The organism is Caulobacter sp. DWP3-1-3b2 (genome assembly GCF_049896325.1).
Taxonomy (GTDB): Bacteria; Pseudomonadota; Alphaproteobacteria; order Caulobacterales; family Caulobacteraceae; genus Caulobacter.
This window is the reverse complement of the sequence record NZ_JAFCUB010000054.1, coordinates 1-17,872: the sequence shown is the minus strand read 5'-3', so window position 1 is coordinate 17,872 and position 17,872 is coordinate 1. Positions and strand designations below refer to the sequence as shown.

The 17,872-nt window shown below is 67.5% G+C and carries 16 protein-coding genes; 7 read left to right on the top strand and 9 right to left on the bottom strand.

Going from position 1 to position 17,872, the window contains the following annotated elements:
- Window positions 1-108 precede the first annotated feature (108 nt).
- The 6 genes from ACP7AG_RS20690 to ACP7AG_RS20665 all read right to left on the bottom strand — a co-directional run bounded on the left by ACP7AG_RS20690 (window position 109) and on the right by ACP7AG_RS20665 (window position 5,829).
- Window positions 109-1,329 (bottom strand): pyridoxal-phosphate-dependent aminotransferase family protein, encoded by a 1,221-nt coding sequence (locus tag ACP7AG_RS20690; RefSeq protein WP_426033248.1) that lies wholly within the window; start codon window positions 1,327-1,329, stop codon window positions 109-111.
- Window positions 1,330-1,347: 18 nt separating this feature from the next.
- The gene (locus ACP7AG_RS20685) at window positions 1,348-2,706 is read right to left on the bottom strand and encodes an allantoate amidohydrolase (protein ID WP_426033250.1); all 1,359 of its coding nucleotides are present in this window, start codon (window positions 2,704-2,706) and stop codon (window positions 1,348-1,350) included.
- A gap of 345 nt (window positions 2,707-3,051) precedes the next feature.
- Window positions 3,052-3,774 carry an anti-sigma factor gene (locus ACP7AG_RS20680; RefSeq protein WP_426015262.1) on the bottom strand — a complete coding sequence of 241 codons (723 nt, stop codon included), beginning with the start codon at window positions 3,772-3,774 and terminating at the stop codon, window positions 3,052-3,054.
- Window positions 3,771-4,325, bottom strand: coding sequence for a sigma-70 family RNA polymerase sigma factor (locus ACP7AG_RS20675; protein ID WP_426015264.1), 555 nt, complete (start codon window positions 4,323-4,325; stop codon window positions 3,771-3,773). Before ACP7AG_RS20675 ends, ACP7AG_RS20680 begins: the two co-directional genes overlap by 4 nt.
- A gap of 64 nt (window positions 4,326-4,389) precedes the next feature.
- Complete coding sequence (locus ACP7AG_RS20670) at window positions 4,390-4,791, bottom strand: DUF2177 family protein (protein ID WP_426033246.1); 402 nt, start codon at window positions 4,789-4,791, stop codon at window positions 4,390-4,392.
- A 3-nt stretch (window positions 4,792-4,794) separates the two neighbouring features.
- Complete coding sequence (locus tag ACP7AG_RS20665; RefSeq protein WP_426033245.1) at window positions 4,795-5,829, bottom strand: SAM-dependent methyltransferase; 1,035 nt, start codon at window positions 5,827-5,829, stop codon at window positions 4,795-4,797.
- A gap of 247 nt (window positions 5,830-6,076) precedes the next feature.
- On the opposite strand from ACP7AG_RS20665, the gene ACP7AG_RS20660 reads away from it, so the two are divergent.
- On the top strand, window positions 6,077-7,471 hold the full coding sequence (locus ACP7AG_RS20660) for an NAD(P)/FAD-dependent oxidoreductase (RefSeq protein WP_426015268.1): 1,395 nt from the start codon (window positions 6,077-6,079) through the stop codon (window positions 7,469-7,471).
- On the top strand, window positions 7,468-8,259 hold the full coding sequence (locus tag ACP7AG_RS20655; RefSeq protein WP_426033243.1) for a DUF1365 domain-containing protein: 792 nt from the start codon (window positions 7,468-7,470) through the stop codon (window positions 8,257-8,259). Before ACP7AG_RS20660 ends, ACP7AG_RS20655 begins: the two co-directional genes overlap by 4 nt.
- A 39-nt stretch (window positions 8,260-8,298) precedes the next feature.
- Here the strand turns inward: ACP7AG_RS20655 and trmFO are convergent, their stop codons facing one another.
- The gene (trmFO, locus tag ACP7AG_RS20650) at window positions 8,299-9,738 is read right to left on the bottom strand and encodes a methylenetetrahydrofolate--tRNA-(uracil(54)-C(5))-methyltransferase (FADH(2)-oxidizing) TrmFO (RefSeq protein ID WP_426033241.1); all 1,440 of its coding nucleotides are present in this window, start codon (window positions 9,736-9,738) and stop codon (window positions 8,299-8,301) included.
- A gap of 189 nt (window positions 9,739-9,927) precedes the next feature.
- Between trmFO and ACP7AG_RS20645 the strand changes: the two genes are divergently transcribed.
- The gene (locus ACP7AG_RS20645; RefSeq protein ID WP_426033239.1) at window positions 9,928-10,710 is read left to right on the top strand and encodes a hypothetical protein; all 783 of its coding nucleotides are present in this window, start codon (window positions 9,928-9,930) and stop codon (window positions 10,708-10,710) included.
- Window positions 10,707-11,579 (top strand): hypothetical protein, encoded by an 873-nt coding sequence (locus ACP7AG_RS20640; RefSeq protein ID WP_426033237.1) that lies wholly within the window; start codon window positions 10,707-10,709, stop codon window positions 11,577-11,579. The genes ACP7AG_RS20645 and ACP7AG_RS20640 overlap by 4 nt, the downstream gene beginning before the upstream one ends.
- Here ACP7AG_RS20640 and ACP7AG_RS20635 read toward each other — a convergent pair.
- A complete protein-coding gene (locus tag ACP7AG_RS20635; protein WP_426015275.1) occupies window positions 11,576-12,190 on the bottom strand; it encodes a glutathione S-transferase family protein in 615 nt (204 codons plus the stop codon). The genes ACP7AG_RS20640 and ACP7AG_RS20635 overlap by 4 nt on opposite strands.
- A 172-nt stretch (window positions 12,191-12,362) precedes the next feature.
- On the opposite strand from ACP7AG_RS20635, the gene ACP7AG_RS20630 reads away from it, so the two are divergent.
- Window positions 12,363-13,274 (top strand): hypothetical protein, encoded by a 912-nt coding sequence (locus ACP7AG_RS20630; protein WP_426033235.1) that lies wholly within the window; start codon window positions 12,363-12,365, stop codon window positions 13,272-13,274.
- A 56-nt stretch (window positions 13,275-13,330) separates the two neighbouring features.
- The gene (locus ACP7AG_RS20625) at window positions 13,331-14,164 is read left to right on the top strand and encodes a hypothetical protein (RefSeq protein ID WP_426033233.1); all 834 of its coding nucleotides are present in this window, start codon (window positions 13,331-13,333) and stop codon (window positions 14,162-14,164) included.
- A gap of 6 nt (window positions 14,165-14,170) precedes the next feature.
- Here the strand turns inward: ACP7AG_RS20625 and uvrA are convergent, their stop codons facing one another.
- Entirely contained in the window at window positions 14,171-17,080 is a 2,910-nt protein-coding gene (gene uvrA, locus ACP7AG_RS20620) for an excinuclease ABC subunit UvrA (protein WP_426033231.1), read from the bottom strand.
- 342 nt (window positions 17,081-17,422) lie between these two features.
- Between uvrA and ACP7AG_RS20615 the strand changes: the two genes are divergently transcribed.
- Window positions 17,423-17,626, top strand: coding sequence for a hypothetical protein (locus tag ACP7AG_RS20615; protein WP_426015283.1), 204 nt, complete (start codon window positions 17,423-17,425; stop codon window positions 17,624-17,626).
- The last annotated feature ends 246 nt before the right edge of the window (window positions 17,627-17,872 follow it).

Here is a 17,872-nt window from a genome sequence, read left to right as displayed (position 1 = left end):
ATCCCCACCCCCCCCCCGGCCCGCCGGGCCGCCCCCCCCCTGGGGGGTGCACCTCCACCCGTGCCCCCCCGGGGGGGGAGCTGTCGCGAAGCGACTGAGGGGGGAGGATCATGCGTAAACCCCCAGCGCCGCGTCCACCCCGGCCCCGGCCGTGAACCCGAACCCCTCGCCCCGCAGCACCGCTTCCAGCGCCGCCAGGGTCGTCAGCACAGCGTACTTCCGCGCATTGACCCCCATCGCCCCGATTCGCCAGATCTTGCCCGTCAGCGGCCCAAACGCCGTGCCGATCTCGATCTCGAAGTCGGTGCGCATCCGGGCCCGCACCCGGTCGCCATCGACCCCCGCCGGGATCCAGACGCCGGTGACATTGGTCATCTTGTGGGCCTTGTCGCCGTAGACGGTGAGCCCCATCGCCTCGACCCCGGCCACCACCGCCGCCCCGGCGGTCGCGTGTCGGGCGAAGCGGGCTTCCAGCCCTTCCTCAAGCGCCACGCGGGCGCATTCGCGGGCCGCATACAGCATCGAGGCGGCCTCGGTGTGGTGGTTCAGGCGCTTGTCGGACCAGTAGTCCATGATCATCGCAAGGTCGAAATAGTTGGAGGCGATGCGGCGGCCGTTACCGCTGACCGCGCCCGCCGTGGCGATCCCGGCCTCGACGTGGCGACGGCTGAAGATATGCTCGGCGGCGCGGTCGGAGATGGTGATCGGGGCCGAGCCGGAGGGGCCGCCCAGGCACTTCTGCAGGCCGGCCGTGACGATGTCTGCGTGCCAGGCGTCGACCGGAACGCTCATGCCGGCCAGGGTCGCTGTGGCGTCGACATAGAGCAGGGCGTCGTAGCGCCGACAGATTTCGCCGATGGCTTCCAGGGGCTGGGCCATGGTGGTGGAGGTGTCGCCGTGCACGCAGGCCACCAGGCGCGGACGCACGCGCTTGACGGCGTCCTCCACCGCCTGTGGATCGACCACCGCGCCCCACTCGCCCTCGACCGTCGTGACCTTGGCGTCGCAGCGCTGCGCGATCTCCGACAGCAGCAGGCCAAAGCGGCCGGCATTGACGATCACCACGTCGTCGCCCGGCGCCAGCACCGAGACCAGGGCCGCCTCGATGGCCGCGCGCGACGTGCCGTCGATCAGGAAGGTCTGGCGGTTGGTCGTCTGGAAGACCTGGCGGTACAGGGCCATGGTCTCGTTCATGTAGGTTGTGAATTCCGGGTCGAACTGCCCGAGCAGTTGCACCGACATGGCCCGCAGCACGCGGGGATGCACGTTGATCGGGCCGGGACCCATCAGCAGGCGGGGCGGGTGGTCGAGTTCGCCGAAGGTGTTCATGTCATTGCTCAAAGCTTGTCATCCCGGACAACCCCGGCGAAAGCCGGGGGCAGATCCGGGACCGCCGGAAGCGCGGCGCTCAGGCGTCGGTCCCGGATCATCGCGCTGCGTGCTCGTCCGGGATGACAGGGAAAATTGGGTCGCCAGGCGTTCCACGAACCCCAGCATCGCTTGCGCCGCCAAGGCGCAGTCGGCCTCGGTGACGGCCTCGCGCGGGTTGTGGCTGATCCCGCCTTCGCAGCGGATGAACAGCATGGCGGTGGGGCAAAGGTCTGTCATCACCATGGCGTCATGGCCCGCCCCGCTGGGCAGGCGGCGCGGCGGCTGGCCCGTCGCGGCGACGGCGTCTTCAAGCAGGGCCGTCAAGCCAGCGTCGCAAGGGCTGGCGGCCAGGTCCTGCATCAGGGTGACCGACACTTCCAGCCCGCGCCGCGCGGCGATGGCGTTGATCTCGGCGGTGACGGCTGTCGCGGCCGCGTCGCGCGTCGCGGTGAGCTCGGCCCGGATATCCATGGAATATTCCACCGCGCCGGGAATGACGTTGAAGGCGCCGGGCAGGGCGGTGATCCGACCCACGGTGCCGACCAGGCCATCTCGCCCTCCCGCGCAGATTCGCTCCAGCGCCAGGACCGCCTCGGCGGCGGCGGGGCCGGGGTCCTTGCGCAGGGTCATCGGCGTGGTGCCGGCGTGACCCGCCATGCCCGTGAACCTCACCATCAACCGCTTCTGAGCGGCGATGGCGGTAACAACGCCCAGGGCCAGGCCCTCGGCCTCCAGCACCGGGCCCTGCTCGATATGGGCCTCCAGAAAGGCGAACACCTCGCCGGGCCGGCGCGCGGCCTCTTCCAGACGCGTGGGGTCCAGGCTGAAGGCCGCGAAGGCCTCGGCCAGGCTGACACCCTCGCCGTCGGTCATCTCCATGATGCTGGGATCGACGGTTCCGGCCACGGCGCGGCTGCAGGTCATCGAGGCGGGAAAGCGCGAGCCCTCTTCGTCGCCAAACGCGATGACCTCGACGGCGAAGGGCAGGCGGCGGCCGGCGACGCTCAAGGCCTCGACCAGGTCGACGCCCAGCATCACGCCCAGCGCCCCGTCATAGCGTCCGCCGTTGCGGACGCTATCGATGTGAGAGCCGATCAGCAGGGCCGGGGCATTTGGGGTCTCGCCCTCATAGCGACCGATTAGATTGCCGGCGGTGTCGCGACGGGCGCTCATGCCCGCCTCGTCCATCCAGAAGGCCAGGGTCTTCAGGGCTTCGTCATGGGCGGGGGTCAGGAATCGGCGAACGAGCATGTTTTCGGCTTCGCTGAAGGGCGCGACGCCCATCAGGTCGCAGCGAGCCTTGGCCCTCACGCCGATCTGCCAGCCCTCGGACAAGCGGTCTTTCCCCAAACCCTCCGTCATGTCATCGTTCTAGCAGCCTGGACCCGGCTTCCTCATTGAGAAGTTCGTCCTGGCCGGCGATCCATGACGGATGCATCGCCACGCGCCAGTCCCGGTGACCGGCGCCCAGCGATAAGTCATAAACCACTTACTTAGCGAGCGACAGGCCTTGCTGGCATAGGGCTCGGCGCGCAAATCCTCCCCCTGTGGGGCAGGTGTCGGCGAAGCCGAGGGAGGGGGGAGTGATGCGCCCTAACCGCGCGCCCGATCGACGCCCCTAAAACTGCCCCCACCGATCGCTGCGCGATCACCTCCCCCACAGGGGGAGGACCTAGGTTGCTAAGCCCGAACGAACTTGCCCGCAGCGCGGACCGACCCGGTCGGAGCCCCCGACGGCGAGCCGCCCAGCGGTTCGTCGGTGACGGCCAGGGTGGCGGTATAGACCCCCCCGGCCTTCAGCCCGGCGGGAACCGCGATGCGCTTGGCGGCGCCGGTTGGGATAACGCCCAGCGAGATCGGCGCGGCGCCCTCGGGGATGATCCACAGCTCGGCGTCGCGGCCGGTCGGCATGGTCAGGCTGACCGGGGTCAGCACAAGCTGCTGTGTCGCGTGGTCCAGGGTGGCGACCAGGCGCGGGGCCTTGGTGGTCGGGTCGCCGATCACCGCCACCTCGGCGGCCTGGACCACGACCGGCGCTGGCGCGACCACTGGCGGCGCGGGCTTGGGCAGGGCGACGATGACCAGGCAGGCGGCCGCCAGGGCCGCCGCCCCGGCCGACACGCCGCGCCACACGGCGACATTGTTCCAGGCGCTGGGCCGGGCGACGTCGCCGACCAGGTTGGAAATCCGCGGCCACAGCCCGACCGAAGGCTGCACGGGAGCGATCTCGGCCGCCAGCGGGACGAGGTGGTTTTCCCACCACTGCACGGCGCGGGCGAAGGCGGGTTCGGCGGTGACGCGGCGCTCGGCCTCTGCGCGCTCGACGGCGTCCAGCACGCCCAGCACGTATTCGCCGGCGAAGGGGCGTTCGCCCTCGGTGACGGGGGTTTCGATGTCGGTCATGCTTCGAGACACGCGCGAAGGTTGATCAGGGCGCGCCGGATCCAGCTTTTCATGGTGCCCAGCGGCACGCCCACGGCCTGGGCCAGGGCGTCATAGGTCAGGCCCTCGAAGAAGGCCGTGCGCACCACGCTGGCGTGCTTGGGGTCAAGGGCGTCGATGCAGCCATTTAGCCGCGCCTTGTCCTCGTCGGCCTCGATCAGGGTCGAGGCCAGGGGGGCGGTGTCGGGCAAGGCCTCGGCCTCGTCGACGCCGGCCATGACCCGGCCGCCTCGGGCGCGAAGCCGGTCGATGGCCCGGTTGCGAGCCATGGTCACCAGCCAGGTGATCGGGCTGGCGCGCTCCGGATCGAAGCGGTCGGCCTTGTTCCATACCGTCAGATAAACATCCTGAAGCACGTCTTCCGCCTCCTCGCGGTCGTTCAAGATACGGAGGACGACGCCGAACAGTTTCGCGGATGTATGTCGGTAGACGTATTTGAGCGCGTCATTGTCGCGATTGGCGATCCGCGCAATGGCGCGCGAAAGCAAGGCCCGGCTGGTTTCTACGTCCATTAATCGGTGGCCCCTCGGACTCGCGTGCGACCGACGGTCGCACGGCCTTGGTGGCGAAGCAATCTCAGCGCGTATGCCGCGCGACGAGATAGCCGGCGCTGGCGGCGGCGGTGGTCACGAAGGTCCCCCAGGCCAGATCGACAACGGTCACGAAACTGGACCAGCCCTTCAGCGTCGCCTGATTGGTCAGGTCGTAGGTGGCGTAGGCGGCAAAACCGAAGATCGCCGCGCTGGTCAGAAGTTGGCCCCAGCTTCCGCTCTTTGCGGCGGGGATGATGGCCAGCAGCAGGATCGCGGCGATGTAGATCAGATAGAAGGCCGCCGCTGGCCCCAGGGCCACCTTGTCGGCCATCAGGTGGCCGATGTGGGGCTTGTAAACGCGGCCAACGCTGAAGGTCAGGAAGGCCATGTCCAGCACCAGGAAGGTGGCGGCGGCGGCCAGATAGCTCAGGGCGTAGCGGATCATGCTCTAACCTCTCGAGACGGGCCGCAAGCGATAGTGACTGACGCCCCATTCCTCGCCGCCATGATAGCCAAACAGTCCGGCGGTGGCCATGAAGAATAGCCGCCAGCGCCGCCGCCAGACCGTGGCGTCGGAACCGTAGACCTCTTCCAGCACCGGATCGATCTCGGCGCGATGGGCGTCGAAATTTTCCAGCCACTGCCGGGCGGTTCGGGCGTAGTGGGACCCGTTCCAGCGCCAGTTCATGGCCACGGTGAACAGGTCGGGGAACTGGCGGATCAGGTCGTGGCTGGGCATCACTCCGCCGGTGAAGAAATATTGCGCGATCCAGTCGGACGGGTCATCGACGTCGAACCTGTAAGGCGTGGCCTTGTGCGAAAAGACGTGCAGGAACAGCAGTCCGTCCGGCCGCAACCAGCGGTTCACCTTGGCCAGCAGGGCGCGCCAGTTGGACATGTGCTCAAACATCTCCACCGAGACCACGCGGTCGAAGCGCTGGTCGGTCTTGAAGACGTTCATGTCGGCGGTGACGATCGTCAGATTGGTCAAACCGCGATCGCGGGCCCGGGCTTCGATGAAGGCGCGTTGCGAGGCCGAGTTCGACACCGAGGTGATGCGCGAGCCCGGAAACCGCTCGGCCATCCACAGCGACAGCGAGCCCCAGCCGCAGCCCAGCTCCAGCACGTCTTGGCCATCGTGCAGGTCGGCGTGCTCCTCGGTCTCGCGCAAGGCGGCGGTTTCGCCCTCGGCCAGGGTCTTGGCGCCAGGGGGATAAAGACCGCTGGAATATTTCAGATTGGGGCCGAGTACGCACTCGAAGAATGCGGCGGGCAGCTCGTAATGCTGGGCGTTGGCCTCGTCGGTGTTCACGGCGATCGGCCAATCGCGCATCTCGCGGGCGAAGGCCTCGTCGAAGTCGGGATCTGCGCCAGTTAGCCGCCGCCGGGCGCCGCCGACCAGCATGTTGATCGCGGCGCGCGCCACGACGTCCGGGACAGGCGCGTCCTCGAAGGCGTGGATCGCCGCCTTGACCAGGCCCATGCGCACGCTTGGCCGCGCGGGGCGCGCTGCTATCGGAGCCTGTTTCGGGGCGCGATCACGGTCGCTCGCCTCCGCGGCCCGTTCCAAGGGCGACGTCGTCGTCATCACTTCTACTCCCCGTCCGGCGGCCCGCACGCGCGAATCGCCTAGACGTATGCAGGTACGGGCGCGGGAGCGCGTTGGATGCGGCGACGAATTCGCGCGTCCAAACCTTCAGTGACACCGTATTTGGGAAGACAGCGCCGCCATGGCGCGTTTCCGGGAGCTGAACGTGCCGCACGCCGCCGAACGTCTGAATATCGCCGTGGTCGGCGGCGGCATCTCCGGCCTGTCGGCGGCCTGGCTGCTGGCCAAGCGTCACGACGTCACCCTCTACGAAGCCGCGCCGCGCGTCGGAGGTCATGCCAACACCGTCGAGATCGAGGGCGTGGCGGTCGACACCGGCTTCATCGTCTATAACGAGCCCAACTATCCCAACCTGACGGCGCTGTTTCTTCACCTGAGCGTCCCGACCGCCGCCAGCGACATGTCGTTCGGGGTGTCACTCGACAACGGCGCGCTGGAATATAGCAGCACCAACCTGCTGGCCCAGAAGCGCAACCTGTTCAACCCGCGCTTCCTGAAGATGCTGCTCGACGTCACCCGCTTCTATCGGGCCGGGACGCGGGACGTGGCGGCGCTGGAAGCTTCGGGGCTGGAGGCCGGCGGGCTGTGCGGCCTGGCCGACTATCTCAGGGCCCAGGGCTTTGGCCAAGCCTTCCAGGAAGATCACCTGCTGCCCCAGGCCGCCGCCATCTGGTCGACCACGCTGCGCGACATCCGAGAATTTCCCGCCGCCTCGCTGCTGCGGTTCTTCGACAATCACGGCCTGATGCTGCCGGTCGACAAGCGGCCGATCTGGCGGACGGTGGTCGGCGGCAGCCGGGCCTATGTGGACCGCATGCTGGCCGACTTCGACGGTGAGGTGCTGACCAGCCGGCCGGTGCGCCATATCCTGCGCGGCCCGGACGGCGTCACGATCGAGGACGTCGCCGGCCAGAGCAGACGCTTCGACCAGGTGGTGATCGCCGCCCATGCCGACCAGGCCCTGGACATGCTGGTCCAGCCGGGGGCCGAGGAACGGCGGTTGCTCGGCGCTTTCCGTTACAGCAAGAACCGCGCGGTGCTGCATCGCGACGCCAAGCTGATGCCGCGCCGCAAGGCCGCCTGGGCCAGCTGGAACCATGTCGGCCTGCGTGGCGGCGACGGCGAGGGCGGGGTCACCTACTGGATGAACCGCCTTCAGCCCCTGGCCAAGGACGGCGCCCCGGCCGCCGACCCCTTCTTCCTCTCGCTCAACCCGGCGCGGGACCCGGCCCTGGCGTCCACGCTGCACGACCAGACCTACGAGCACCCGCTGTTCGACGGACCAGCGATGACCGCCCAGCGCACCCTGTGGTCGTTGCAGGGAGCCAACCGCACCTGGTTTGCCGGCGCCTATTTTGGATCGGGCTTTCACGAGGACGGCCTGCAAGCCGGCCTTGCCGTCGCCGAACAGTTGGGCGGCGTCCATCGCCCCTGGCTGACCCCCAACCCGTCGGGCCGGATTTTCGTCTCGGCGGTCGCCAGCGCGGCGCCGCCCTCGTTCAGAGTGGTGGCGTGAGATCGGCGCTTTACAGCGGCGTCGTCGCCCACGGGCGGATGAGACCCCGGCGTCATCGACTGGACTATCGCGTCTTCATGCTGGCGCTGGACCTTGATGAGCTGGACACGCTGGCGAGCCGTCTGAAACTATTCACGCACAATGGCTGGAATCTGGTGTCGCTCCACGACCGCGACTTCGCCGGCAAGGTCCGAGCGCCCTTGCGGCCCCAGATCGAGGCCAAGCTGGCGGAGGCCGGTTTCGATCTGGGTGGTGGGCGGATCACCCTGCTGTGCATGCCGCGCCTGCTGGGCAAGGGCTTCAACCCGCTCAGCGTCTATTTCTGCCATGACCGCGACGGCCGGCTGGCGGCGACGATCCACGCCGTGCGCAACACCTTTGGCGAGCGCCACGACTATGTGCTGCCGGTCGAGGCCTCGCCCGACGAGCGCGTGCGCCAGGCTTGCGGCAAGGGCTTCCATGTGTCGCCGTTCATGCCGATGGACCTGGACTACCAGTTTGACCTGTTGCCGCCGGGGAACCGGGTGGGCGTGGGGGTCACGGTGCATGACGAGGCGGGCCTGCTGCTGGCCGCCAGCTTCGCCGGCGAGCGGCGCGAACTGACCGACCGAGCGCTGTTGCGGGCGGTGGTCACCCACCCCTGGCAGGTGGCCGGCGTTCTGGCCGCGATCCACTGGGAAGCGGTGAAGATGGTGCTCAAGGGTTTTCGGTTGTTGCCTGGGCCAAAGAAGGTTGCGGCAAAGACTGGGGACACACGCTCATCCCACGGCCTGGGCCACGCTGGCTGAAGTCGTGGGATGAGTGTGTGTCCCCGTTCCTAGCGAAGCCTAGCCGGCGATCCACCCGTCCAGATCCGCAAGCGCCCGCAGGCTCATCAGCCGCTTCTTCGCCCGGCCGCGTTCCTTCAGCGGGATCTTGACGCCGTCGTCGCCGATCTTGGGGGTCTCCATCGGCGGCAGCAGGCCGTAATTGATGTTCATCGGTTGGAAGCTGGTCTTGCCCAGCGCCTCGCCCTCTATGTGACCGCCGGTCACGTGGTCGACCAAGGCGCCCAGCGCGGTGGTGGGGGGAGGGGCTTCCAGTGTCTGGCCCAGCCGCTCGGCGGCGGCGAAGCGGCCAGCCAGCAGACCCGTGGCGGCGCTTTCGACATAGCCCTCGACGCCGGTCATCTGTCCGGCGAAGCGCAGGCGCGGGGCGACCTTCATCCGCAGGGAGCGGTCCAGCAGGCGCGGGCTGTTGATGAAGGTGTTGCGGTGCAGGCCGCCCAGCCGGGCGAACTGGGCGTTGGCCAGGGCCGGGATCATCCGGAACACCTCGGCCTGGGCGCCGTGCTTCAGCTTGGTCTGGAAGCCCACCATGTTCCACAGGGTGGCCAGCGCATTGTCCTGGCGCAGTTGAACGATGGCATAGGACTTGACCAACGGATCGCGCGGATTGGTCAGGCCCACTGGCTTCATCGGGCCGTGGCGCAGGGTCTCGCGGCCGCGCTCGGCCATCACCTCGATCGGCAGGCAGCCGTCGAAATAGGGCACATGCTCCCAGTCCTTGAACTCGGCCTTGGGCCCCTCGATCAGGGCGTCGATGAAGGCCTCGTACTGGGCCTTGTCCATCGGGCAGTTGATATAGGCGGCCGCGTCGCCGCCGGGGCCTTCCTTGTCGTAGCGCGACTGGCGCCAGGCGATGTCCATGTCGATCGACTCGACGTGGATGATCGGGGCGATGGCGTCGAAGAAGCTCAGCTGGCCTTCGCCGCTGAGCTCCAGGATGGCGTCGGCCAGGGCGGGCGACGTGAGGGGGCCGGTCGCGACGACCACGCTGTCCCACTCCTCGGGCGGCAGGCCGGCGACCTCCTCGCGGACGATGGTGATCAGGGGGTGGGCTTCGATGCGGCGGGTGACCTCGGCCGAGAAGCCGTCGCGGTCAACGGCCAAGGCGCCGCCGGCCGGCACCTGGTGCTGGTCGGCGGCCGACAGGATCAGCGAGTCCAGCCGGCGCATCTCGGCGTGCAGCAGTCCCACGGCGTTGAACTGCCAGTCGTCCGAGCGGAACGAGTTGGAACAGACCATCTCGGCCAGGCCATCGGTGTGATGGGCGTCGGTACGCACTTTTGTTGGCCCTACCGCTTCGCTGCTTGAGGGCAGGTCGCGCCGCATCTCGTGCAGGATCACCGGGACGCCGGCCTGGGCGATCTGCCAGGCGGCCTCGGACCCGGCCAGGCCGCCGCCGATGACGTGGATGGGGGAGAGGGAAGGAGGGGGCGTGCTCATGGGCGCCCTCTTACCCCCGCCTGTCGCCCGGCGAAACCGGCGTGTGGCATTGGACGGGCGAGGCGCCGGGGCCACGTCCCCGGAAATTCAGCGTGACACCTGGCGCGACTCGTCGCCAAGCCGGGGGCGAACGGCTTAGGGTCTGCGCGTTGACGGGTTCGCGCGGGTCGCGAACAAGAGAGGGGCTTTATGGGCGAGGCGAGCGCGGGGATCGAACGGACTGTCCGGGCCGGGCTGGCCGGATGGGCCCCGGCCTTGCGGTCTTGCTGGGCGGCGCTGGTTGCAGGCGCGGGGTTGGCGCTGGCGTCGCGCTTCCTGCCGCTTAGTCTGTCCGCGCTGACGCCCATGATCATCTTCGCCGCGATCGTGCTGGGCAGCAGCGCGGTCTATCGCGTGCTGCTCGCCGGGCCCGGCGGCTGGCATGGCCTGCGCTGGGGGCGCGAGGAATGGCGGCTCTCAGCGGTCTTCCTGCTGTCTCTGGTGATCCTCGCGGTGGTCGGGGCCGTCCTGCTGGTGATCATCGGCGCGGTGGCCGTGGGGGTGGCGCGCAGCAACGCCCCAGGCTTTGACAACGGGTCGCTAGACGCCTGGCGCGCGGCCTTGTCGGGTCCAGGGGCGATCCCCGCCAGCCTGCCGCCTCTGCTGTCGGCGATCCTGTTGGCCTGGCTGTTTCTGCGTCTGTCTCTTGCCCCCGCCGCGACGATCGAGACGGGCGCGGTGCAGGTGCTCAGCGCCTTTGGCCGCACGCGCGGCGCGGTTCCGCGCCTGGCGGCGGCAGGCCTGGCGCTGATGGCGCCGGCGGCGATCCTGGTGATCCCGCTCACTCGCGTTTTACCCGCCGGACCCATCCCCGACCTGATCGAACTGCTCGTGCTGTTTTTCTATGTCATCCCGGTCTGGACGGTTGCGCTGGTCGATGTCTATCGACATCAGGCAGCCCCCGCCACGACCCTTGGAACTCTCGCGCCATGACCACCTTCTCGCCCGTCGAAGCCGCGCTCGAAGGGGTCCGCATGACGCGCCGCAAGCCGCTCGTGGTCCTGGCCTGGGCGGCTTGCTATTTCGCGATGCTGGTCATGCTGGGCCTGGTGGTGGCCTTCGCGTTCGGCGGCTCGGTGCGCGCCGACCTGGCCCTGCTGCAGCGGACCAACGACCTGCGCGAGTGGGTCGATATCGTCGCCCGCCGCAAGGGCACCCTGCTGCCCCTGATCGCCTTGGCCGTTGCGCTGCAGTCGGTGATCACCGTGGCGATCATGCGGGCAGTGGTTCGGCCGGACGATCATGGCCTGGCCTACATGCGGATCGGCAAGCAAGAGGCGCGGCAGTTCGTCGTCGCCCTGGTCGGCTGGGCGGTGACCCTGGTCGTCACCGCCCTTCCCAGCGCGCTGCTGGTGCTGATTGGCTCCGGTCTGATCAGCCTGGGCGCGGTGGAAACCAATCGCTGGGTCGAGGTGCTGGGGACGATCGCCGTGGCGGGGCTGTCGATCTGGTTCGGCATTCGCCTGTCGCTGCTGTCGATCACCACCTTCGCCGAAGGCCGGCTCGACCTGCGGCGGACCTGGGCCCTGACGGATCGCCACTTCTGGCAGCTGCTGTGGATGTACGGCCTGGCGGTGATCATCACCATCTTGGTCGGCGTGGCCCAGACCGTCGTCGCGGGCCTGATCCTGGGGCTGTCGGGCGGGATCACCAACGTGGTGATGCTGGCCCTGACCGGCCTGGCCAACATGCTGCTGGCCCCGTTCTTCTTCACCGTCCAGATGGTGATCCTGACCGCCGCCCCGGCCCGCGCCTACCACGACCTGCATGCCAGCGAACCGGTGGCGGTAGTGGCGGCTTAGGCCGCCGCGCTGGGCCGGGCCGACGCGCGGTCCCGCCAGGCCTTCAGCGCCGAGGCCTCGTCGGGAACCTCCAACCCGATGAAGCCGGCGAAGTCGATCGTGGTCAGGGCGACGATGTCGGCCATGCCATAGGCCTCGCCGGCGATCCACGGCCGGCCGTCGGCCAGCTCGCGGTCCAGCCACAGCATGGATTTGCCGACGATCGGCTTGTTGGACTCGCCGAAGTCGTTGTTCTGCGCCAACAGCGACGCGGTCAGAGGATGGGCGTGACGCCAGTACATCGCCACGGGGCTCATGATCTGGAACTCGATCCGCCGCACCCACATATCGACCTGGGCCTGGGTCAGGGCGCAGGATCCAAACATCGGCGGCGTCGGGTGCAGGGCCTCCAGATAGCGGCAGATGGCGACGCTCTCGCTGATCGTCTGGCCGTCGTCGAGCTCCAGCACCGGCACCTGGCCCAGCGAGTTTCGGGCCTTGTGCTCGGCCGTCTTGTGCTCGCCTTTCCGCAGCGCAACGCGGATTTCTGGCAGGTCCACGCCTTTCTCGGCCAGGAACATCCGCACCCGGCGCGGGTTGGGCGCCGGGTTGGCTTCGCCATAGAGCTTCATCGGCCGTTTCCTCCAGTCGCGACCTGTTTTCGGCCACTTTCAAACAAACGTTAGAGGCTGCGCGGCCGCTCATGCAAGAGGTGGCTCGCGAATTGCGTCGGCGGGACTGTCGCCGGCCCCCGAACCTTGTTAGGCGTGATCCCGGATCACGACGCCAGCGAGGGGCAGCGCCATGCAACAGTTCTCGGCCACGGACGCGGCGCTGTCGGGCTTTCGCCTGGTGCGCGAACACCTGAAGACCGTGGGCGTCTGGGCGGTGTTGATGACCGTCGCCTCGTTGATCGTCAGCATCGGCGCCATCAAGCTGGCCGGGCCGCAGATGGCGGCGATGGTGGATCTGGGCGCCGAGCCCGGCGGCGACCCGGCCGCCACCTTCAAGGCCATGGAGGGCATGTGGCCGCTGTTCCTGTTCTCGGTCGTCTACAGTCTGGCGATCTATTCTGTGTTGCTGACCGGCTTGAACCGCCTGGTCCTGCGCCCGCAGGACAGCGCCGGCGCCTATCTGCGCCTGGGCGCCGATGAGTTCCGTCAGGCCGTGGTGCTGATCCTGGTCAATCTGATCATCTTCGCGGTCTATCTCGCCCTAGTCGTCGTCGTGGCCCTGATCGGCGGTCTGGGCGCGGCGATCGGCGGGGCCCCCTTGGGCGTGGGTCTGGGGCTGCTCCTGGGGATCGCCGCGCTCTGTTTCCTGCTGGTGCTGGCCGTGCGCCTGTCGTTCGCGGGCGCCCTGGCGTTCGACACCGGCAAGATCGACATCCGCGGTTCGTGGGACTTGACCAAGGGCAAGTTCTGGCCGCTGCTGGGCGCCTATGTCGTCTCCCTGATCCTGGCGATCGTCGTTTATCTGCTGCTGCTGGTGATCATCGCGGTGATCGGCGCCAGCCTGGGCGGCGGGATTTCGGCGATGAGCGCGGCCTTCAATCCAGACATGAGCTCGATGTCGGCCTTCTTCACGCCGGCGGGCATCGTGCGGACCCTGTTCTCGGGCCTGTTGTCGATCCTGGTGCTGCTGATCGTCTTCGCCCCCGCCCCGACGATCTACGCGCAGTTGCGCGGTCGCAACGTATCCGACACCTTCAGCTAGACGGCCGGCGCTTGCGAGAACGCCTAGCCGTGACCCCAGGGGCGCTGAGCCGATTGTTGTTCGCGGGCTTCCCCCTGCTTCGGCGGTCCCCGCTGATCGTGCTGGCCTGGGGCATACCGCTCCTGCCGGTCAGCATGGCGGGCACGGTGTTGAGCGGTCTCTACAGCGGCGTGAAAGGCCCTTGGGCCTACATCGCGCCGCGGGGCAGCGGCGGATGGCTGCAGTTTGGACTGTTGTTTTCCGAATTCCTCACAATGTGCCTGTGGATGGCGCTCATGGCTGCCGCGGTGTTTCGCGCCGTGGCGGATCCGGACCGGACCGACGGACGCTGGTTGCGTCTGGGGGCTGACGAGTTGCGGTTGACCCTGGTCTGGGTGGTCACCTTCGTGGTCGGCCTGATCGGGATGTTCGTCATCGTGATCATCGTCTCTGCGGTCGGGCAAAGCGTTGTCCGCGGTTTCACCAATGCAACCTTGGTCGCTGGAGTCGTGGTGACGACGGTAGCCTTGGCGCGCTTTGTGCTGGCGCCGGCGATCACGGTCTTCGAACAGCGTGTCGCGATCGGCGACTCTTGGCGCCTCACGCGCGGCCGTTACGGGCTAGCGGTCGCCTGCGCCTTGCTGTTCCTCGTCGCTTACGGCGGCGACGAGTGGCTGCTGATGGCGCTGGGTGATGTAGTCCGGGGCGGATCGCCCGAGGCCACCATAGGCGCCGGACCGTTCTTGCTTGAACTTGCGCTTTATCCCTTCAAACCCGAACACATGGTGCCGGATCTGGTCCGGGTGGTGACCGGGACGATCGCCGGCGTGATTGCCTATGCGCCCATGGCGGTGCTGTATCGCGACCTGACGGGCAGTAACCCCGCCGATCAGGCCGCGGTCTTCGACTGAGCTATCCTAGGCCCGCTTGCTCTTCTTCAGTGCGGCCACTCGCTCCAGCCGCCGCTCCTCGTGGCGGGCCAGCACGCCCTTCAAATAACGCCCGGTCCACGAGGCCTCGACCTCGGCGACGTCCTGGGGTGAGCCCACGGCGACGATCTCGCCGCCGCCGTCGCCGCCCTCGGGGCCGAAGTCCAGCAGCCAGTCGGCGGTCTTCACCACGTCGAGATTGTGCTCGATGACCACCACGGTGTTGCCTTGGTCAACCAACTCATGCAGCACTTCCAGCAGCTTCTTGGTGTCCTCGAAGTGCAGGCCGGTGGTCGGCTCATCGAGGATGTAGAGCGTGCGGCCGGTGGCGCGCTTGCTGAGCTCCTTCGACAGCTTCACCCGCTGGGCCTCGCCGCCCGACAGGGTGGTGGCCGGCTGGCCGACCTTGACGTAGCTGAGGCCCACGCGCTTGAGCGTCTCCATCTTGTCGCGGATCGGCGGCACGGCCTTGAAGAACTCTGCGGCCTCCTCGACGGTCATGTCGAGCACCTCGGCGATGGTCTTGCCCTTGAACAGGATGTCGAGGGTTTCGCGGTTGTAGCGCTTGCCCTTGCAGACGTCGCAGGTGACGTAAACGTCGGGCAGGAAGTGCATCTCGATCTTGATCAGGCCGTCGCCCTGGCAGGCCTCGCAGCGGCCCCCCTTGACGTTGAAGCTGAAACGGCCGGGGCCGTAGCCGCGCGCCTTGCTCTCCGGCAGTTGGGCGAACCAGTCGCGGATCGGGCCAAAGGCGCCGGTATAGGTGGCCGGGTTCGAGCGCGGGGTCCGGCCGATCGGCGACTGGTCGATATCGATGACCTTGTCGAAGTTTTCCAGCCCCTCGATCCGCTCGTGCGAGGCCGGCGCGTCCGAGGCGTTGTTCAGGCGGCGCGCCGCGGCCTTGTAAAGGGTTTCGATCGTGAAGGTCGACTTGCCGCCGCCGCTGACGCCGGTGATGCAGGTGAAGGTTCCCACGGGAATCGAACCCGTGACGCCTTTCAGATTGTTGCCGGTGGCGCCGATGACCGTCAGCATCTTCTTCTTGTTGATCGGCCGACGCTCTTCCGGCACGGCGATCTCGCGCACGCCGGTCAGATATTGGCCGGTAATGCTGTTGGGATTGGCCATGATGTCAGCAGGCTTGCCCTCGGCGACGATCTCGCCGCCATGCACGCCCGCCGCCGGGCCCATGTCGATGACATAGTCGGCCGTCATGATGGCCTCCTCGTCATGCTCGACCACCAGCACCGAATTGCCCAGGTCGCGCAGGCCCTGCAGCGACTGCAGCAGCCGGGTGTTGTCGCGCTGATGCAGGCCGATCGACGGCTCGTCCAGCACGTAGAGCACGCCGGTCAGGCCGCTGCCGATCTGGCTGGCCAGGCGGATGCGCTGGCTCTCGCCGCCCGAAAGCGTGCCCGAGCCGCGCGACAGGTTGAGGTAGTCCAGGCCCACATCGACCAGGAACCGCAGGCGGTCATTGATCTCCTTCAGGATCCGCCGGGCGATCTCCATGTTCTTGTCGGACAGCTGGCCGTCGAGGCTGGCGAACCAGTCCTTGGCCGGACGGATGGCCAGCATGGAGACATCGGCGATGTCCATGCCGGCGATCTTCACCGCCAGGGCCTCGGGCTTCAGGCGCTTGCCGTGGCAGACCTCGCAGGGGGTGTCGGACTGGTAGCGGCCGAGTTCTTCACGGACCCAAGCGCTGTCGGTTTCGCGCCAGCGGCGCTCCAGGTTCGGCAACACGCCCTCGAAGGGCTTGGCCACCTCGTACTTGCGGGCGTTGTCGTCGTAAACGAACTTGATCTTGTCGCCGCCCGAACCCTGCAACACCACGTCGCGCGCCTTCTGCGGCAGCTTGTGCCAGGGCTCGTCCATCGAGAAGCCGTAGTGACGGGCCAGGGCCTGCAGGGTCTGGGTGTAGAGCGGCGAGGGGCCGCGCGACCACGGCGCCACGGCGCCCTTGTGCAGGGTCTTGTCCTTGTCGGGGATCACCAGGTCGGTGTCGAAGGCCAGCTTCGCGCCCAGGCCATCGCAGGCCGGGCAGGCGCCCGCCGGATTGTTGAACGAGAACAGTCGCGGCTCAATCTCGGCAATCGTGAAACCGCTGACCGGACAGGCGAAGCGCTCGGAAAACAGCAGCCGGCGCGGCTCCTTCTCGCCGTTCTCGATATTGGCCCACTCGGCGACCGCGAGGCCATCGGCGAGACGGAGCGCCTGTTCCATGGAGTCGGCCAGGCGCTGTTCCATGCCGGGCTTGGTGACGATGCGGTCCACGACCACGTCGATGTGGTGCTTGAACTTCTTGTCGAGAACCGGCGCGTCCTCGATCGGGTAATATTCGCCGTCGATCTTCAGCCGCTGGAAGCCAGCCTTTTGCCACTCGGCGATCTCCTTCTTGTACTCGCCCTTGCGGTCGCGAACGACGGGGGCGAGCAGATAGAGCCGCGTGCCCTCGGGCAGGGCGGTGATCTTGTCGACCATCTGGCTGATGGTCTGGCTCTCGATCGGCAGGCCGGTCGCCGGCGAATAGGGTACGCCGACCCGCGCCCACAGCAGGCGCATGTAGTCGTGGATCTCGGTGACGGTGCCCACCGTCGAGCGCGGGTTGCGCGAGGTGGTCTTCTGCTCGATCGAGATGGCCGGCGACAGGCCCTCGATCAGGTCGACATCCGGCTTGCTCATCAATTCCAGGAACTGGCGGGCATAGGCCGACAGGCTCTCGACATAGCGCCGCTGGCCCTCGGCGTAGATGGTGTCGAACGCCAGCGAGCTCTTGCCCGAGCCTGACAGGCCGGTCAGCACCACGAGCTCGCCTCGCGGGATATCGACGCTGACGTTCTTGAGATTGTGCTCGCGCGCGCCGCGCACGCGGATGAAGTTCAGTTGTTCAGCCATGTTTTCCGGAACGCGTGAGGCGAGGTTTGGGGTCGCGGGGAGGACGCGACGCGACGGCTATATGTAGGGGCTACGCTCGCAATTAACACAAGAACAGGATGCGAACAAAGATTGTGCGGGGGCGAGCTGCTGACAGGAGATGTCAGCAGCACTTTGGGGCTAACTCACCACTGGCAGTTTCCCAACCTGACAGCGACGACAATGCGACGCGCGTAACCGGTCGCCGGGGAAGGTGACACCCTTCACCCTCACTTAACCGCCTTTGGAAGCGCGACCTTCAGCACCTGCGGTGTCTAACGGCGGTAGATCGCGCGTCGGGCACGGACTTAGAGGGCGACCAGCTTGGCCAAGGCGGCGGCGAAAACGGCGGTGGCGAAGGCTCCGGGGCCCGCGACCGCCAAGGGCAAGAGCGGCAAAGGCGGCAAGTCGGCCAAGGCCGCCAAGCCGCGCACGGCCATGGCCGATGTCTGGACGCTGCTGATCTGCATCGCCGTCACCGTCTGGGCCTTCAAGACCATCGTCGCCCTGAGCGCCCAGAGCTTCTAGTCTTTAGAGGCGTCTAGAGCATTTTTCGAGCGAAGTGGTTCCGGTTCGCGTGGAGAAGAATGCTTCAAAACAAAAGATTAGAGCTCACGGCCTGACGCAGTCAGGTCGGGAAATGCTCTAGGCCGTAGTGACGATTTAGGATTCCCATCGAGAGGCGGTTCTGATTCAACGCTGCTTTTTGGAGGCGGTGTTGGAAGGCGAAGTTCTTCGGGACGATCAGTGGGCTCGGATCGAGCCATTTGTGCC

Bases quoted from the DNA above. Each gene is read 5' to 3' on its own strand.
- ACP7AG_RS20690 (WP_426033248.1), bottom strand. From the start codon at position 1,329: ATGAACACCTTCGGCGAACTCGACCACCCGCCCCGCCTGCTGATGGGT.
- ACP7AG_RS20680 (WP_426015262.1), bottom strand. From the start codon at position 3,774: ATGACCGACATCGAAACCCCCGTCACCGAGGGCGAACGCCCCTTCGCC.
- ACP7AG_RS20675 (WP_426015264.1), bottom strand. From the start codon at position 4,325: ATGGACGTAGAAACCAGCCGGGCCTTGCTTTCGCGCGCCATTGCGCGG.
- ACP7AG_RS20670 (WP_426033246.1), bottom strand. From the start codon at position 4,791: ATGATCCGCTACGCCCTGAGCTATCTGGCCGCCGCCGCCACCTTCCTG.
- ACP7AG_RS20665 (WP_426033245.1), bottom strand. From the start codon at position 5,829: ATGGGCCTGGTCAAGGCGGCGATCCACGCCTTCGAGGACGCGCCTGTC.
- ACP7AG_RS20660 (WP_426015268.1), top strand. From the start codon at position 6,077: ATGGCGCGTTTCCGGGAGCTGAACGTGCCGCACGCCGCCGAACGTCTG.
- trmFO (WP_426033241.1), bottom strand. From the start codon at position 9,738: ATGAGCACGCCCCCTCCTTCCCTCTCCCCCATCCACGTCATCGGCGGC.
- ACP7AG_RS20645 (WP_426033239.1), top strand. From the start codon at position 9,928: ATGGGCGAGGCGAGCGCGGGGATCGAACGGACTGTCCGGGCCGGGCTG.
- ACP7AG_RS20640 (WP_426033237.1), top strand. From the start codon at position 10,707: ATGACCACCTTCTCGCCCGTCGAAGCCGCGCTCGAAGGGGTCCGCATG.
- ACP7AG_RS20635 (WP_426015275.1), bottom strand. From the start codon at position 12,190: ATGAAGCTCTATGGCGAAGCCAACCCGGCGCCCAACCCGCGCCGGGTG.
- ACP7AG_RS20630 (WP_426033235.1), top strand. From the start codon at position 12,363: ATGCAACAGTTCTCGGCCACGGACGCGGCGCTGTCGGGCTTTCGCCTG.
- uvrA (WP_426033231.1), bottom strand. From the start codon at position 17,080: ATGGCTGAACAACTGAACTTCATCCGCGTGCGCGGCGCGCGCGAGCAC.